Annotated in this window: 16 protein-coding genes; 9 read left to right on the forward strand and 7 right to left on the reverse strand. The window is 50.6% G+C overall.

Annotated features, from left to right (window positions below):
• Position 1 precedes the first annotated feature (1 nt).
• The 3 genes from F0L74_RS11140 to F0L74_RS11150 are packed head-to-tail and all read left to right on the forward strand — an operon-like array spanning position 2 to position 2,987.
• On the forward strand, positions 2–1,045 hold the full coding sequence (locus F0L74_RS11140; RefSeq protein ID WP_149837940.1) for an agmatinase family protein: 1,044 nt from the start codon (positions 2–4) through the stop codon (positions 1,043–1,045).
• A gap of 31 nt (positions 1,046–1,076) precedes the next feature.
• A complete protein-coding gene (locus F0L74_RS11145) occupies positions 1,077–1,667 on the forward strand; it encodes a hypothetical protein (RefSeq protein WP_149837941.1) in 591 nt (196 codons plus the stop codon).
• Positions 1,668–1,685: 18 nt separating this feature from the next.
• Entirely contained in the window at positions 1,686–2,987 is a 1,302-nt protein-coding gene (locus F0L74_RS11150) for a radical SAM family protein (RefSeq protein WP_149837942.1), read from the forward strand.
• Here F0L74_RS11150 and F0L74_RS11155 read toward each other — a convergent pair.
• Positions 2,953–4,284: an MFS transporter gene (locus tag F0L74_RS11155; RefSeq protein WP_246197680.1), complete on the reverse strand. Its 1,332-nt coding sequence runs from the start codon at positions 4,282–4,284 to the stop codon at positions 2,953–2,955. The two genes, F0L74_RS11150 and F0L74_RS11155, sit on opposite strands and share 35 nt — an antisense overlap.
• A gap of 29 nt (positions 4,285–4,313) precedes the next feature.
• Between F0L74_RS11155 and F0L74_RS11160 the strand changes: the two genes are divergently transcribed.
• The 5 genes from F0L74_RS11160 to F0L74_RS11180 all read left to right on the forward strand — a co-directional run bounded on the left by F0L74_RS11160 (position 4,314) and on the right by F0L74_RS11180 (position 10,870).
• Positions 4,314–5,078 carry a sulfite exporter TauE/SafE family protein gene (locus tag F0L74_RS11160; RefSeq protein ID WP_149837943.1) on the forward strand — a complete coding sequence of 255 codons (765 nt, stop codon included), beginning with the start codon at positions 4,314–4,316 and terminating at the stop codon, positions 5,076–5,078.
• Between the two features lie 109 nt (positions 5,079–5,187).
• Entirely contained in the window at positions 5,188–6,069 is an 882-nt protein-coding gene (locus F0L74_RS11165) for a hypothetical protein (protein ID WP_149837944.1), read from the forward strand.
• Between the two features lie 103 nt (positions 6,070–6,172).
• Entirely contained in the window at positions 6,173–7,642 is a 1,470-nt protein-coding gene (locus F0L74_RS11170; protein WP_149837945.1) for a DUF5723 family protein, read from the forward strand.
• A 67-nt stretch (positions 7,643–7,709) separates the two neighbouring features.
• Positions 7,710–8,999 carry a bifunctional folylpolyglutamate synthase/dihydrofolate synthase gene (locus F0L74_RS11175; protein WP_246197681.1) on the forward strand — a complete coding sequence of 430 codons (1,290 nt, stop codon included), beginning with the start codon at positions 7,710–7,712 and terminating at the stop codon, positions 8,997–8,999.
• A gap of 83 nt (positions 9,000–9,082) precedes the next feature.
• Positions 9,083–10,870 carry a hypothetical protein gene (locus F0L74_RS11180; protein ID WP_149837946.1) on the forward strand — a complete coding sequence of 596 codons (1,788 nt, stop codon included), beginning with the start codon at positions 9,083–9,085 and terminating at the stop codon, positions 10,868–10,870.
• 82 nt (positions 10,871–10,952) lie between these two features.
• On the opposite strand, the gene F0L74_RS11185 is transcribed toward F0L74_RS11180, so the two are convergent.
• From F0L74_RS11185 to fbp, 6 genes are all read right to left on the reverse strand, one after another.
• Positions 10,953–12,077, reverse strand: coding sequence for a Fic family protein (locus F0L74_RS11185; RefSeq protein ID WP_149837947.1), 1,125 nt, complete (start codon positions 12,075–12,077; stop codon positions 10,953–10,955).
• 169 nt (positions 12,078–12,246) lie between these two features.
• Entirely contained in the window at positions 12,247–12,804 is a 558-nt protein-coding gene (locus F0L74_RS11190; protein WP_149837948.1) for an NUDIX hydrolase, read from the reverse strand.
• A 19-nt stretch (positions 12,805–12,823) separates the two neighbouring features.
• The gene (locus F0L74_RS11195) at positions 12,824–13,351 is read right to left on the reverse strand and encodes a YfiT family bacillithiol transferase (protein WP_213086941.1); all 528 of its coding nucleotides are present in this window, start codon (positions 13,349–13,351) and stop codon (positions 12,824–12,826) included.
• 39 nt (positions 13,352–13,390) lie between these two features.
• The gene (locus F0L74_RS11200) at positions 13,391–14,155 is read right to left on the reverse strand and encodes an ABC transporter ATP-binding protein (protein WP_149837950.1); all 765 of its coding nucleotides are present in this window, start codon (positions 14,153–14,155) and stop codon (positions 13,391–13,393) included.
• A 126-nt stretch (positions 14,156–14,281) separates the two neighbouring features.
• Positions 14,282–14,773, reverse strand: a complete 492-nt coding sequence (locus tag F0L74_RS11205) for a CAP domain-containing protein (RefSeq protein ID WP_149837951.1) — start codon at positions 14,771–14,773, stop codon at positions 14,282–14,284.
• Between the two features lie 88 nt (positions 14,774–14,861).
• A complete protein-coding gene (gene fbp / locus F0L74_RS11210; RefSeq protein ID WP_149837952.1) occupies positions 14,862–15,884 on the reverse strand; it encodes a class 1 fructose-bisphosphatase in 1,023 nt (340 codons plus the stop codon).
• A 144-nt stretch (positions 15,885–16,028) separates the two neighbouring features.
• On the opposite strand from fbp, the gene F0L74_RS11215 reads away from it, so the two are divergent.
• Positions 16,029–17,294: an aspartate kinase gene (locus tag F0L74_RS11215; protein WP_149837953.1), complete on the forward strand. Its 1,266-nt coding sequence runs from the start codon at positions 16,029–16,031 to the stop codon at positions 17,292–17,294.
• The last annotated feature ends 434 nt before the right edge of the window (positions 17,295–17,728 follow it).

The raw sequence follows: 17,728 nt of genomic DNA on the forward strand, positions 1-17,728 counted from the left end.
CATGGCCGATCTATCACAATTTGATCCTAATTCGGTAGGCGTATTATCCAATAACGTCTTTGGCCTTCCCTTCAGTGAGGAAGACGCCAAACTGGTACTGTTGCCCGTTCCCTGGGAAGTGACCGTATCCTATTCCAATGGTACGGCCCGTGGCCCGGAGCAGATCTTTAAAGCCTCTTTCCAGGTAGACCTCCTGGACCCGGACGTTAAAGACGGCTGGAAAAAAGGGTTCTTTATGCGGGAACCGGACAAACACCTGCTGCTGCGCAGTGATTACCTGCGCAAGGAAGCCGAACTGTATATTAAATTCCTGACAGAAGGCGGCGATATAGGTGAGAATCAATTCCTTAAGAAAACCCTGGTGGACGTTAATACCGGCACCAAGGCTATGAACGAGTGGGTGTATAACCAAACCATTGCCTTGCTTAACAAAGGTAAGCTGGTAGGCCTGGTAGGCGGCGACCACAGCACCCCCCTGGGCTTTTTTAAGGCCATAGGGGAAAAGAAAGGCGATTTTGGCATTCTGCAAATAGACGCCCATTGTGACCTGCGCGACAGCTACGAAGGATTCCAGTACTCCCATGCCTCCATTATGTATAATGCATTGAAAGAGGTGCCCCAGCTGCAAAAACTGGTGCAGGTGGGCATCCGCGACTATTGTGAGGAAGAGCTGGACTTTATACAGGAGAGCAATGGCCGGGTGGTGACCTTTTTTGACAAGGATATAAAAGAAAGGCAGTTTGAGGGCGAGACCTGGCAACAAGCCTGCGACCGCATTATAGCAGCTTTGCCACAGCAGGTATATATCAGTTTTGATATAGACGGGCTGGATCCCAAGCTGTGCCCCCATACTGGTACCCCGGTACCCGGCGGTTTTGAGGTAGCGCAGATATTTTACCTGTTTAAGCGCCTGCTGGCCAGCGGCCGCAAGCTTATCGGCTTCGACCTGAACGAGGTAAGCACCTCCCATGATGAATGGGATGCGAATGTAGGCGCAAGGGTGCTGTTCAAGCTGTGTAACTTATTGGTAGCCAACAATGAATAAGTAATTCCTACACCGCAGATACTATTAATTGATGTATAAATTAAAGATCCTCCATCCCAATACCGTTACGCGCCTGCGCTTACAGCCTGTAATGCATGGGCTGGCGGGCATACTGTTCCTGTTTAATGCCATTGGCACTTACAACAGTCCCAAACCTAACTGGGCCGTGGTGATCTATTTTATTGTGGTGGGGCTGGCCAGCCTGGTATTTCCTTTTATTATGCGCCGTTTCCAGCATTTCTCCGGCGCTAACTCCGTTATGCGGCTGGTACAGGTATTTGTATGTTTTACGGGATTCCTGTACTTCCTTACGCATATGCAGCCCCTTATAGCGGTGCTGCACCTGATCATAGGGCTGGGCCTGGTATATATTGGCTGGGCGGAATACCGTATTTTTCAACCCGTATATGTAGGCCTGGATAACATGGGCGTACAGCTGCCCACCACCTTTTCCCAACGGAACATCGGCTGGAACCAACTCAATAACGTAATTTTGCGGAATGACCTGCTGACAATTGATTTTAAGAACAATAAGATCCTGCAGCTGGACATACTGGATAATATATCCGATGTGAAGATGGGAGAGATAAACGCCTTCTGTAAACATAGACTGGGTAATTGATAATTTGTAACTGATATTATGGCGCTAACAACAAGCCCGTTCATACTGTATTCCGACGGCAAGGGCAATATATTTGAGGATACCACCATGCATGCAACCGGCCGTAGTGGCTGGGATGCATTGCCTATTCCGGTGGAAGAGTGGATTGAGCTGCCGGAAGGAGGATCGTTGTATGAGCTGCCTGGCCGCCGTGGTATTGGCATTATGGCAGATGATACTGAAGAGATGGCCCTGTGCGAGAAAGGTTGGGCAGTAGCCGCCTTTATACCGCCGGCCCATACCGGTCTGTACCTCTCCGCCTACGAAACCCTGCCAGGAGCCCCCACCCTGCCCCTTTTCTGTTACACGGCAGTGGGTTGGCTGGATGGTAAGTTCTATGTACCGGCTACCCGTATAGAGCAGGATATCCGCCAGGAATGCGCCGGTTTTGACGATAAAAAGGTGAAACAAGGCGTAAAAGACCTGCTGGAGGCCTACCCGCATAACCGCCTGGTAAAACACCTGGCAGATAATTGCGCGCTTACTTATCATTGCCCCGCTGCCCGTAATTATTTTATGGGGCGCTGGGAATGCCCTATCCCCTCTTCCCCGGCCTGTAATGCCAACTGTGTGGGCTGTATCTCCTTCCAGCCGGAAGAGGAAAGCATTGTGTCCACCCAGGACCGCCTTCGTTTTAAGCCCTCTGCAGAAGAGATCGTGGAATATACCGTACCGCACCTGGAAACGGCCCCTTTCCCTATCGTAAGCTTTGGACAGGGTTGCGAGGGTGAGCCTTTGCTGATGTGGGAGACCATCCGCGAGTCCATTATAGAGATACGTAAACATACGCCTAAAGGCAGTATTAATATCAATACCAACGGTAGTAAACCGGATGCCGTACGCGCCCTCTGCGAAGCAGGCCTGAACAGCATACGGGTAAGTACCAACTCTGCCCAGGAAAGATGGTATACTCCCTACTACAGGCCCAATAACTATGCGTTTGAAGACATTGTGGAAAGCCTGAAAGTAGTACGGGAATTTGGGGGCTGGAGCTCCATTAACTATTTCGTATTCCCCGGGCTTACGGATAGTGTGGCGGAATACGAGGCCCTGCGTACCCTGATCCGCGATACCGGTCTTTCCATGATCCAGTGGCGCAATTTTAATATTGACCCGGACTGGTACCTGGGTAAACTGGGTATTACCGATCCCGGTGAATGCCTGGGCATGCAACAGATGCTGGACCTGATCCGGGAAGAGTTCCCTGATCTGAAGTTTGGGTATTTTAACCCGCCTATGGAAAGGATCAAAGGGGATTACGCGCAAGATTTTGCGCACTGACTTTTCGTTGCAACAGCCAAAAACCGCCTGCAGTCAACAGGCTCCAGGCGGTAATAATATACCACCAGTCCCGGAAACCCAGGCGCTCCACCAGGTAGGCGCTTAAAGAAGGCGAAATGATCTGCGCTACAGAATAAGCGATCGTATACAATGCCGCATACTGTCCCCTGTTATGCTCCCTGCTGCGGCCAATCCAGAAAGCATTCATATAAGGCATGGTCAGCATTTCACTAAATGTGAAGAACAGTATAAATACCACTGATGTTAGCCCAATAGCCGGTAGCAGGATAAGGCTCAGGAAGGCCAGGCAATTCAGGAACATACCCCGGTAGATAATAGCCAGTGGCGGCTTTGTATTCTCCAGTTTATATACCAGCACCATTTCCAGCAGGGCGATGAGTAGCCCGTTAAACGCCAGCACCAACCCAATATAGAACTCGTTCATGTGCAGCACCGTCTTAAAGAAGATGGGCACGATGGAGCCTATCTGGAAAAATCCCATGGCATACAGCATTACCAGCACTACAAACACCAGGTACAACACATCCTGGTAGGCCGTAGGCCCTTGACCGGCTGGTATCTGCTCCTGCTTATCTCCGCCTGCCTTACGGTCATTTACCTTGGCCGGCGGCAATAATACCCGCATGATGAGCGCCGCCACTATACAGGTAAGGCCATCCGCCCAGAAAAGGAAATTATAGCTGATAGCCGCCAGCATGCCGCCCACCGCGGGGCCAATGGAAAAGCCCAGGTTTACGGCTAAACGGTTCAGGGAATAAGAGCGCACGCGGTTCTCCGGTTTGCTGTACCAGGCAATGGCGGATGCATTGGCAGGGCGGAAAGCCTCGCCCACCAGGCTTAATACAAAGGTGCACGCGCTGATCTGCAGCATGGTGCGCATTTGTCCCAGGATAATAAATAACACCCCATTCAGGAACAGGCTCCAGAACTGCACGGGATAAAAACCGATCCGGTCTGCCAGCCGGCCGCCGGCCAGTGCGCCCAATACGGAGCCAATACCAAAGAAGGCCAGCACCAAGCCTGCCTGCGCGATACTGAAACCGAGGTGCTGGGTAAGGTAGATAGTAAGGAAAGGCAGCACCATATTGCCGCTACGGTTAATGAGCAGCACCAGTGATAACCACCAGGTGGAGGGGCTTAAACCGGCAAAGGCTTTTTTGTACAGCGAGAACAAGGGCATGTTTTTGTGGGAGCGCAAAACTACGGTTTTGACGGCAAAGGGGGAAACCCGTTTAGCGTGCAAGTGATCATGTACCCGGTCTTCGTACAGTTTCATGACAATATGAATACTACTTTTGCGCCGTTATGACCACCGATGTTGCCATTCTTTGCTGTTTTTCCCTGTGCGCCGGCTTTATAGACGCCATTGTAGGCGGCGGGGGATTGATACAAACGCCTGCTATCCTGTTTACCTTTCCGCAGTACCCGGTAGCCACCCTGCTGGGCACTACCAAGATTCCTTCGTTTTCCGGCACCAGTATGGCCGCCTGGCAATACGCCCGACGGGTGGAGATCAACCGCCCCCTGCTGCTGGTAACGGCGGGAACTGCTTTCCTGGCCGCCATGTTAGGGGCTTCCCTGGTAAGTTACCTGCCCAACCATTTTTTAAAGCCGGTGATGCTGGTATTGCTGATCGCTGTGGCCGTTTATACCTACTTAAAAAAGGATTTTGGGCAAGAAACGCACACATCAGTTACCCCCATGGGCAATACCTGGCTATGGGGCGCCGTTATTGGATTGGTATTAGGCTTTTATGACGGTTTTTTTGGACCGGGCGCCGGTAGTTTCCTGATCCTGGCGTTTATAAGCCTGATGGGGTTTGACTTTTTGCATGCCAGCGCGCATGCAAAAGTGGTGAACCTGGCCACCAACCTGGCAGCGATACTTTATTTTGGTTTACATGGGCATATTCTCTGGCCGGTAACCATACTGATGGCCGCCAGTAACCTGACGGGGTCTTTTTTTGGCGCGCGTTTGGCTATATTGAAAGGCAATAAGCTGGTGCGGAAGTTCTTTCTGCTGGTGATCTGCGGGACGATATTGCGGTTTGCGTGGGAGCTGTTTAAGTGATGTGCGGATGGGCGTGTAACCGGGTGTGATATGTGTATTATAACATGTAAGTAGCAAAGCAGTTGCGACAGTTAGGCAGTCTGGAAAAAAAGATTATTTTTGATTCATTATGGCGGAGCAGGATACTCAAGGAAAAAACTTAAAAGCGCTGGGCGTAACTATTGGCGTGCATGCCTTACTGTTAGTAGGGCTGTTATTTGCCGGTTTTTCTGCGCCACCGCCCCTGCCGGACCAGGATCTGGGTATGGAAGTAAACCTGGGTACGTCCGATGAAGGTATGGGTGATGTGCAGCCACTGAATCCCAACCCGCCCAGTGACGCCGCGCCTAATGCATCATCGCCGCAAAGCGAGCCAGTGCCTTCACAGGATAATGCCGCCACGCAGGATATTGCCACACAGGACCAGGAAGACGCCCCTGAAGTGACCCAACGGGAGAAACCGGTGGAGAAACCAAAGGAAACGCCGGAAAACCTGGAGCCTAAACCTGCTAAAACCGTTAAGCCGAAATCGGAGAACCCGCCGGCTCCCGTGCCGCCTGCGCCCAAGCCCAAGGCGGTGTACAGCGGTGGAACCGCGAATAATGCCAATAGCGGCAACAATGCCAATGGCTCTAATAACTCAACCGGCGAAGGGAATACCGGTAAACCGGGCGATCGCGGACAGATAAACGGCGACCCTAACGCCAGCGGTTATACAGGTGGCGGATTAGGCGGCGGCCGCAGTGATTTCCGCCTGAATGGCCGCTCACTGGTAAGTAAACCGCAGCCTACTTATGATGGTAATGAAACCGGCTATATAGCTATCAATATAAAAGTGGACAGGAAAGGTATTGTAACGGATGCCACCCATAGCCTCAGAGGCTCAACCCTTAATAATCCCCGGCTCATAGAGATCGCGAAGAGAGCAGCCAGGGAAATAAAGTATAATGCCAGTCCGGATGCGCCGGAAGTGCAGTTTGGAACCATCCGGTTTTATTTCAAAGTACAATAATACAAGCAGGACAATACTGGCATAATAAATGCTAAAATATACGCACGGAATCCGTGTGGGAAGTGACGCAGAGCGTAGAAACCGCAAAGCCTGGAATATTACTATGCAAAGAATCTTGATTGCCACTTTGGGGCTGCTATTGCTATGGCAGTACGGACAGGCCCAGTCATTTGCCGGGTACCATAATAGTCACTATGCAGGCATTTACGGCGTACTGACCAACCCCGCATCCGCAGCGGGCTCCCGCTATAAATGGGACGTGAATATCATAGGCGTTGACGCAAAAGCCGGCAACACCTATATAAGCTTTCCTAAATCATCTCTTTTTAATATGCCGGACACGTTCCGGCGCAACCGGGATTATTTCCTGGATACCGCCAGCACCAACCGGCAGTACGGCTGGGGCATGGCAGAGGTGATGCTGCCTTCCGTACTGTACTCCATAGACGAAAAACAGTCCGTTGCCTTTACCTGGCGTTTACGTGCTGTAGGTAATGGCGGTAACGTAGACGCCAATATCGCCAACTTTTTTGCGCTGGACTATCCCAATCCCCGCTTTAACGGCCGTAATTATAATGTAGACTATGCCGGCTTTTATGCCCATAGCTGGAATGAGCTGGGCCTCAGCTACGCCCGTGTGATAAAGGATAATGTGACCAGCCGTATTAAAGCGGGCGTTACGCTTAAATACCTCAGCGGCATTGCCGCAGGATATGGCGTAGTGCGGAACGCGAATTTTGTGATGGAGGATAAACGCAATGCCACCATCAGCAGCGGTACGCTGGAAGTGGCGTATAACGAACAGCTGGATAATTGGGAACACCCGGCCAACCGCAATTTTAAACTGTTTGCCAACCCTGGTATAGGCGCAGATATAGGCGTAATTTATGAATGGCGGCCGGATGGCGATGGATTTGGCAACTACGAATCCGATTCCTGGAACCCGGATGCAGATGAATATAAACTACGTTTAGGAGCTTCTGTTACGGATATAGGCGGTATCTATTACAAAAAAGCAGCTTTCAACCGCGACCTGGACCTTACCTCCGGAAACATTAGCCCGGACTCGCTGAAACGCCGCACCCACGAAAGCGTGGATGACTATTATCACCGTGTTGCCGGCTATTTTACGCCGATCACCACCTACGATGGCTTCTTTATGGCATTGCCTACGGCGCTGCATCTTATGGGCGACTATAATATTGATGGCCGCTTCTTTGTGAATGCCAATGCCGTCATAGGTATTTTCAGCGGCCAAAAAGACGTGAGCAAGAACTATGCGATCACCCAGCTACAGATAACACCCCGTTTTGACAGCAAACATTTTGGCGCTTATATGCCTTTTGTAGTGAACCGCTTTGGCCAGGTGGACGCTGGGGTAGGTTTCCGTGCCGGCCCGCTGATCATTGGGTCTTCGAGTATACTTTCCAACCTGTTCCGTTCCCGGATCAACCATGCAGATGGGTTTATTGCCCTGCGTGTAGTGCCCATCAGCTTTAAACACCGTGACAGGGATGGCGGCGGCGGCCTGTTCAAGAAGCAGAGAAGGCAGGTGGATTGTCCGCCGATGTGATGGTGATGTAGATAACTGCTCAACTAATCAGTTTTTTATCGAAGTTTGCGGTATCAATTCTGATCCGATGATGAACTACCAGCAAACTGTTGATTACCTCTACCAGCATCTGCCCATGTTTACCCGCGTAGGCGCGGCCGCACTGAAGAATGACCTGCATAATACATTAGAGCTATGCGCCCTGCTGGATAATCCTCAGCATAAATTCAAATCCATCCATATAGCCGGTACTAACGGCAAAGGTTCTACGAGCCATATGCTGGCCGCTGTGCTGCAACAGGCGGGCTACAAAACCGGTTTATACACCTCCCCTCACCTGCAGGATTTCCGGGAACGGATACGCGTGAACGGGCAGCTGGTACCGGAAGAATTTGTAGTCGAATTTACGGAGCAGATGCAGGATGCAATTGCCAAAATAGAACCTTCCTTTTTTGAGCTTACCGTGGCCATGGCCTTTCATTATTTTGCCCTGGAGCAGGTGGATATTGCGGTGATAGAAGTAGGCCTGGGCGGCCGGCTGGACAGCACCAATGTGATCACGCCTGAGCTGTCTGTGATCACTAATATCAGCTATGACCATATGCATATATTGGGTAATACCTTACCGCTGATAGCCGCGGAAAAAGCTGGTATTATTAAACCAGGCGTGCCCGTGGTAATAGGAGAAACCCAGCAGGAGGTACAACCAGTGTTCCTGGAAAAAGCGGCTGCAATGCAGGCGCCTATCCATTTTGCAGACCAGGAATGGCTGGTGCAGGAAAGTAAATTATCGGGTAGTGGGCTGGAGCTGGGTGTTGTAAACAAGCAGCAACCGGAGATGAAACATATTCATTTGGATCTTGGCGGGCAGTACCAGGAAAAGAATATCCTGTCTGTGTTAAGCGCGCTGAAGATATTACAGCTGGGGGGCTGGGAAATACCGGAAACGGCGGTGCAGGAAGGGTTATCCCATGTACGCAAGCTGACGGGGTTACGGGGCCGTTGGGAGGTGGTGAGTAAGCATCCGCTGCTGGTAATGGATGTAGGGCATAATGAGGCTGGTATTGCGGAGATCATGCAGCAGTTGCGGCATACGGTGTATCAGAAATTGCATATTGTGGTTGGGTTTGTGAAAGATAAGGCGGTGGATGCGGTGCTGCCGTTGTTTCCGGTAACGGCGAGTTATTATTTTTGTAAGGCGCAGATACCGCGGGCGCTGGATGAATTAACGCTGATGGAGATGGCGACTGCGCATGGGTTAAAAGGGCATGCGTATGGGACGGTGCAGGAAGCGTTGCAGGCTGCGAAGCAGCATGCGCATAAGGAGGATTTGATTTTGGTGTGTGGGAGTTTTTTTGTGGTGGCTGAGGCGATGTGAGGGGGGAGATTTTTAGTTCAAAAAGCTAATTTAGCTGCATTGCAGCAATAAGGTTATGGCAATGCAAGCGTTGTACGCAATTTATGAAACCGCGTATCTTTCTAATTAATGTTCTATTTGTTCTGTTATTCATACACAAACAGTCTTATGGACAAAACGGTATAACACCCGGACATTCCATCGGTCAGGTATCGGTAGCAGGCGATTTAATCGTGATCGAGTTGGACAGCGCAGCGCTCGGGCAACCGAACCTGTTTGATCTCGTCGGCCGCACGCTGCGATTTAATCCAGTCGGTTCCAGCTACCGTGTGACGAATGAGACTTTACGTTGGGACACCAACTACGGTGTGGAACTCACCGGTGCTGACGTCAGGCTTCAACAGTTCACGTTTCCATTTTCAGGGCAACGGTGGAGTTCGTTTTCCGTGGGGACGGTGGGATCCATTCGATTCGGTCCGTCACCGAGCATGGGAGATGTCGATGCGTACGGTCGCCCTGACGGCGGAATCGCTTTCGCCATTGGACGATTTGACCGTCTCGCTGACGTCGGCACCAGGCTGGGTGAACGCGCACCAGCCATCAGCGTGTTTCTGAAGCCCAGGATGTCCGGCCCGCGCTACGTGCGGGAGTTGGCTGATCGCGTCGTCATCACATGGGATCTCACCGAACCATTCGGAGGCTTTTTGGATTTCTCCTGGTTCCCCACGACCAATCTGTTTCAGGCTGTCCTGCACCGCGACGGCTCAATCGAGATGTCGTACAAGACCATGGCAGCGAAAGACGGCATCGTGGGGATTTACCCAATCTTATCGGCGGTTGAGAGTGTTCAATCCATTGACCTGTCCAGTCTGTCCCGGAAGAGTGGTCCGTTCGCCGCGTTGTGTGAGTCGTTTCATTACCTGCAGCCGCCCCGGCCACAGGATCTTTCCTGCACGGTCATTCAGACGCTGGGCGACAAGTTCGATTTTCTCGCCTACTATTCGGATTTCCGCTTCGACAGCCAAGAGGCCAGTAGCCCGAGCGATGGGCCTATTGGTGGCAACGTCACCGGGATCGGGGATACCAAACATACTCAAACGAAACTGATCTTGGAGAGCCGCTGCACGGGCGGGCGGTTTCAGCTCGGCCTGTTTCAGCCGATCTTTGTCGGTGCGAACGAAATGCAAGAGAGCCCGCCCGACAATGCACCAGGCGGAAACCCCAAAAATATCTCGTTCTATACACGCCCGCTCGCGCAGGCGACACCGGATGGGAAGCGCCGTGCGTACAATTACGCAGTCGGGCATCTCGGTCACGAGATCGGACACCGCTGGTCGGCGTATGCTGCCGCCTGCGTGAATGGCCAGACGATCTCGCTCGGAGCGTGGCCCCATTGGGATCCCGGATTGGAGACGCACGTGGCGTATCCATACTCGCTACCTCTCGAGGCTTCTACCCAAGGTGGAAGCGCGTGGCAAGACAATCTCGACGGCACGTTCACCCAATTGCGCGAAGGCTTTTTCGTACCCGCCTCGGGATACTCCTATCTCGACCTCTACTTAATGGGATTGATCGCCGCCGCTGAGGTGCCCGACTTCTACATCGTGAGGCCGCTTGTGCGGATCGGCACGGACGCAAACGGACGCCCGATCTTCAAAGGCCAACGAATGAGGATTACGATTCAAGACGTCATCGCCGCGGAGGGTCTGCGCTTACCTGACGTCAATCATTCACAGCGATATTTCAACACCGGGATCGTAGTGATCGTAGAGCACGGGCGAAAGCCAAGCGCGGAACTCATCAACCGAGCCAATGGCATCCGACGACAGTGGATCGACTACTGGGCCATCACGACGGGACATCGTTCTGCGATGACGGTCAATCCACACTAAGTATTCAAAAAAGCGTGAATTGTAAGTCAAAATAGAGAGCATCATAAAAGGATGCAACCAAGGTTTATGAGATTAGGATCATTCACTCTCTAAACAACCCCTCATTCACCAAATAACTCGTACTTCTGCCACCTGTAGGCTCCTTTACCAGTATATTACGATCAATCAGATCCTGTATATCCCGGATAGCCGTATCCTGAGAGCATTTGGCCATCTTAGCCCATTTTGAAGATGTAAACTTCCCTTCAAAACCGTCCAGCAATTTATTTAACATCAACCGCTGCCTGTCATTCAGATTGTGGGATGAAGGATGCCTCCAAAATGTTGCTTTTCTTATTACTGTTGCGAGGGTCTCGTCTGTAGCGCTCAAAGCACGTCTCAAACAGAGCAGGAACCATTCTATCCATGCTGTGATATCCAATGAGCCTTTCTGTGTGCTTTCCAGTATATCGTAATAGCCCTTTCTTTCTACCCTGATCTGAGCCGACATGCTATAGAACCGCCGGAATGTTTCATCTGCCCTTGCTAATTGCATATCTGTAATAGCGCGGGCAATACGCCCGTTACCATCGTCAAATGGATGTATGGTAACAAACCACAAATGTGCAACAGCTGCTTTTATTATTGGGTCTATTGTCGATTGCAGATTAAACCAGTCCAGGAATTGATGCATTTCCGCATCCAATTTATCGGAGTCGGGCGCCTGAAAATGAATTTTCTCTCTGCCCATTCCTCCGGAAACGACCTGCATCGGATCATCCTTTGCATTATCGCGCCACGTACCAACAACAATTTTATACATACCGCTATAACCGGTCGGAAACATGGAGGCATGCCATTCGAATAAACGTTCGGTTGTCAGCAATTTATCATAGCGCTGCGTTGCGTCCAGCATCATTTCAACCACACCTTCCACGTTCTGGTCAGCGGGAATTAATCCAGCAATTTCCATTCCCAGGCGGCGGGCGATGGAAGACCGTACCTGGTCATGGTCCAGGATCTCCCCTTCAATCTCACTGGATTTTAAAACATCGAGCGTCAACGTTTCTAAAGTTGCTTCCTCCTGTAAACTAGATCCTAATCCTTCCATGTACCCCAATAACCTACCCTGCCGGTAACGTACATCGGCTAAAAGTTCAGCTATGTGCTCTGTGTCCCACTGAAAATGAGGCCATTTCTTTAATTGATGGATATATACATTGCCCATTCTACGCACCTTATGCGTCAAATATAGCAATTATTCGGCTCAAGCGAGGATATTCTCGGCATTTCTTGCGTAGATTAGCGGCTATCTACTACGCAAATCGCATATTTCGTGTTAAATTTGCAGGCAAGCTACAGCGCAGACTTGAAGCACAATATTTAAAATAATCAGGTTAAATCCTCCCCTCCCCCAACCGCATCAACGCATACAATATACACGTCACATGCAAACTCTGCCGTATCTTATTCCCCCTCACCATCTCCTTCAACTCCTCCATCGACACATGCACAATCTCTATCTCCTCATTCTGATCCAGCTGCTGCTCCTGCACCTTTTTCCCCCCGGTAGCCAGGAACATAAACGTAAGGTTATTACTAGATGCCGGATTCGGGCATATATCCCCCAAGGCTATCACCGTTTCAAAAGCATACCCGGTCTCTTCCAGCAGCTCCCGCCGCATGGCTATCTCCGGTGAGGCATCTGTGGGGTCCATAGCCCCGCCGGGCAGTTCCAGTATCGTTTGTCCAAAACCGTGGCGGTACTGGCGAACCATGATCACCTGGCCGTCTTCTGCTATGGCCAGTCCGTTCACCCAGTTGGGGTATTCCAATACGTAATAAGGGTCTACGATCTTGCCTCCCGGCGTTAAGCAGGCGTCTTTGCGGGCGGTGAGCCAGTTATCTTTGTAGATGTATTCTGAGCGCAGCAGCTTCCATTCTAATGATGCCATAAACTATGTTATAATGATATTACCATTGTTCCCTTTCCTTCAGGTTCACGATATGCGCCAGGTGGTGCTGGCCATGCCAGGCATAACTGCCGGCTATATAATTAAGCTTAAAGACCTTGCCATGTTCCGGATGGATGAAGGTACGTTCCCATTGTTCGGGTGTTAAGGCCTCCATGAGATGTACCCACCGTGCATGCAGGGAGAATAATAAAGTGATGGATACGTTCACGGGCGTTTTCTGCACATCCGGCAACATGGCCCATGCCGCTTCATCATATGGTTTTATAATGGGTGAGGTTTCTGTAAGGGCCAGTTTAAAACGGGTATAGGCGTTCATGTGACTGTCTGCCAGGTGATGCACTACCTGGGCTACTGTCCATCCGCCGGGGCGGTAGGGCGTATCCAGCTGCCAGGCGTCCAGGTCCTGCACGGCTATCTCTATGAGAGAGGGCAGGTAGCTGATATCAGTGATATAACCTTTAAGCGCATCAGTGTCGATAGTTTCCGGCGCGTCGAAATGGCCGATGGGATAGCGGAGAACATCCATGTCAATTACGAATTACGAGTGAAATTATGCAGCAAAATATTATTCTTCCCGCAGTGCGCGGCCTGTCATTTGCAGGAACACATCTTCCAGGTTGGCTTTTTTCACTTCTTTCTTGCGCTCAAAACCGGTTGCCACCAGGTTGTCTATCAGCCCATCCGGCGAGTTAAGGGCGATGATCTCGCCTTTATCTACAATGGCGCAGCGGTCGCAAAGGAACTCTGCTTCATCCATATAATGGGTAGTGATCACTACCGTAGTGCCTTGTGACCTTACCTGCTGGATAAGGTCCCACAAGTTGCGCCGTGCCTGGGGGTCCAGACCGGTGGTGGGCTCATCCAGGAAAATGATCTTTGGTTTATTGATCAGCGTAGTGGCGATGGAGAAACGTTGTTTCTGTCCGCCGGACAGCTGTTTGTATTTAGCGTTGGCTTTGTCTACCAGGTTAAAACGGCCCAGCAGTTCCTTAGGGTTTACCGGCTGGTTATACAGTCCGCCAAACATCACGATGAGCTCCGTGAGGTTCAGGTTGGGGTAATAACCGGAGCTCTGCAGCTGCACGCCTATGATCTTCTTAATACTCTCCGGATCTTTATCCAGGTCAAAACCATCCACGATCACCTGCCCGGAGGTTTTATCCCGTAAGGTCTCTATGATCTCCAGCGTAGAGGATTTACCAGCGCCGTTAGGCCCCAGCAGGCCAAATATCTCATTCTCGTACACCTCAAAGCTGATGCCCTTTACCGCGGTGAAATCGCCATACTGTTTTACCAGGTCCTTTACGGTGATGATCGTTTTCTTTTCCATAGCGTCAAAAGTACAAAGTTAAACTGCGCCGGGGGATAAAAATTTGATTAAAAAACAGGAAGGCCGCAAGCTTATGCCCCGCTAAGGAACATAACGCTTACGGCCTGCAAGCAATTGCTTTATCCGTTAGTTCTTGATAAATACCTGTGTAAAAAAGGTGATATTGCCTTTGCCTCTGGCGGCGCCTATGCCTATCAGGTTATAAGAGCCCAGCATATTACGGCGGTGACCCGGGCTTTTGATCCAGCCGTTCACTACGCCTTCCGCATCCAGGTTGCCATAGGCTACATTCTCAGCGGCAGCGGCTACACGGCCCAGTTTCTTGCTCACATGGTCTACCCTTTCTTCAAAACCTTCGTGCCCAAAACCGGTACGGCCATTGGCCATGTCCTTGCTGTGATCCAGCGCCTCGCGGCTGATGGAGGACTCCAGCTGCAGGGGGCCTAAGCCCTGTGATTTCCGGAACTTGTTGGTGTAATACAGGATCTGCTCCTCCAGGGTGCCTCCTGCTTTAGCGCTATCCGGCGGCACGGTTGCCCGGCTACAGGCCCAGGCCTGCGCGCTCAGGAAAAAAGCAAACAATAACAGTACAATCTTTCTTTGTGCGGTGATTACCATATACTTAATAATAGTGAACAATAGATACCCTAACCCTTAGACCATTTAAAACGGTGGAGGTTTAGCAAGTATTGTACCTATTTTTAATTTAAACTTTTGGACGATTGGTTACGATCTGCTGCCAGGTGTCCATCAGGGACTTAGAGCCTATAAAAATAGGTACCCGCTGATGGAGCTGGACCGGTTTAAGCTCCAGGAGGCGCTGGCGGCCATTGGCCATGGCTACGCCCCCGGCCTTTTCCATGATAAAGGACATGGGGTTGCACTCGTAACACAGGCGCAAACGCCCGGCGGAGAATTTGCCAAAGGCAGGATACATAAAGATACCGCCCTGGATAAGGGTACGGTGGATCTCTGCCACCATACAGCCTACGAAACGGTGGCGGTAGATCTTATCCTGCTCTGTACGGGCCAGGAAATGGTCAATGGCCAGGCGGATGGGCTGGTCATACAGGTGATAATACCCTATGTTCACGGAGAAGATATCACTTTCCGGGGGGCATTTGAGGTTAGGATGCGACAGGCAGAACTCGCCAATGGACGGGTCCAGGGTAAAACCCTGCACACTGCGGCGGGTAGCATATACCAGCATGGTAGAGGAACCGTAGATGATGTACCCGGCGGCTATCTGCTGGGTGCCCGGCTGCAGGAAGTCTTCCAGCTCGCAAAGGCTACCGTTGGGACTGAGCCGGCGGTATACGGAGAAGATGGTCCCGATGGACACATTCACGTCTATATTATTGGAGCCATCCAAAGGGTCCAGCAGTACAATGTACTTGGAGTTCCTGGAATGCTCGTCTTCAAAGGCAATAAAAGTCTCATTCTCTTCAGAGGCCACCCCGCAGCAGTAAATGCTGGTCTCCAGGGAGCTGATGAACTGCTCGTTGGCAAATTCATCCAGCTTTTTCACGGACTCGCCCTGTACATTGGTTTTACCGGCTTCACCTAGTATATCGGCAATACCGGCCTTGTTTACTTCCACATTCACACGTTTGGCAGCCAGGCCTATATCCCGTAAAAGACCGGATAATTGTCCTGTAGCGCCAGGATAATTCCTAAGCTCCTGGATAGTAAATTCGTCTAAGGTCATCACTTTTTGCTTGCTGTTCATATACTTATCAATTTGGAATGAACGAATATAACGGAAAATAGGCCTATTTTAATGGAACTGTCATTTCTGGGGCCATATATTTTAAAACAAATTCAAAGTTGCCGTACTTTGCCGAATATTTTTTAACAGAAGATAATCTGCTCTATGAAGGTTTTTAAGTTTGGCGGCGCAAGTTTAGAAAGTATTGAACGTATCCACAAGGTAGGGGCCATTGTGCAGTCCTTCCCGGAGGAAAAGCTCCTGATCGTGATCTCCGCCATGGGCAAAACCACCAATGAGCTGGAAAAGGTGGCCCAGAACTTTTACCTGCGCAAGCGGGAGATAGCCGCTCAATTGCTGTACAACATAGAGCAGCAGCATATAGACGTTGCCGCCGCCCTGCTGGGCAACCGGGACCATGTCATTTTCCAACAGCTGCAGCAGTTCTTTACGGAGGCGGAATGGACCCTGGGCGAAAAGCCACTGCGCAGCTTTGACTACTATTATGACCAGCTGGTAAGCCTGGGTGAGTTGCTGAGCACCGCCATTGTGAGCGCCTTTTTTAACCAAACGGGGATCCAGAACACCTGGCTGGACGTACGGGATGTGTTCCGTACAGACGATAATTTCCGGGACGCCAATATTGACTGGGCCGTTACCCAGCGCAGCATCACAGAAAAGGTACTGCCCCTGTTCAATGATACCAATATCGTTATAGCCCAAGGCTTTATAGGCAGCACTGACCAGAACGAAAGCGTAACCCTGGGCCGTGAGGGCAGCGATTACTCCGCCGCCGTATTTGCCAATATGCTGGATGCGGAAAGCCAGACCATCTGGAAGGATGTGGAAGGGCTCAAGAATGCCGATCCCAAGCTGTTCCCAAATACCATTAATATTCCGGAGATCAGCTATAGCGAGGTGATTGAAATGGCCTATTACGGCGCCCAGGTAATACATCCCAAGACGATCAAACCCCTGCAGAATAAACAAATACCCCTGCTGGTAAAATGTTTCCTGAACAAGGACCTGCCAGGCACCGTGATCCGGGAAGACGCAGACCATACCCAGCTACCGCCCATTATTGTGCTGAAACAGAACCAGGTACTGATCACGGTTACCTCCCGCGACTATGCCTTTATTACGGAGGATAAGATATCCGATATCTATGAGATCTTCCATGGGCTGAAGATCAAGATCAACCTGATGCAGAATGCGGCCATCAGTTTCTCCTGCTGTATTGATAATAACCCGGAAAAGATAGAGCAGCTGATCAAGGCCCTGCACCAGGACTTTAAGCTGGCTTATAATGAAGGGTTGCAGCTGCTGACGGTGCGTTATTACCAGAACGGCCTGCTGGATGAGTTGAGCAACGGCCGTACGGTGCTGCTGGAACAGCGGTCTGCCGTCACCATACAAAGAATATTAAAGTAAAAAACAGTCCCTTTTGCCTTTTAATTTTTCCAAAAACCGTTCGTCAAATCTCAGTTTTCTAAGCTACTGAATATTAATACCTTGTTTGTGGCTAGATGGTTTTATGTCACATTTCCCGGGCCGCTGTGCAACCTTTTTTTATCTTGAGCGTCTATAATTAAAACGCCATCGAAAATGCAAAAGGTAATACTCCTGCTTCTGCTTTGTGTGATAGCCCTGGCATTATGCACCTGGAGAAACCATCCTGTACAGTCACCAGCGTCCGAAAATGTAGAGTTGAGCCCTGAATTGGTGCCTTTTTATTTGGTCACTTTTAGTGTGCCGGACATCATGCAATCAAAGCGTCAGCACGCATGCACAAATGCCATGCGTAAGATCTAAACTGTAAGCATTATTAAACCGTCGTTATCTAAATTCAATCATCTAATCTAAAA

The organism is Chitinophaga agrisoli, from assembly GCF_008386695.1.
Taxonomy (GTDB): Bacteria; Bacteroidota; Bacteroidia; order Chitinophagales; family Chitinophagaceae; genus Chitinophaga; species Chitinophaga agrisoli.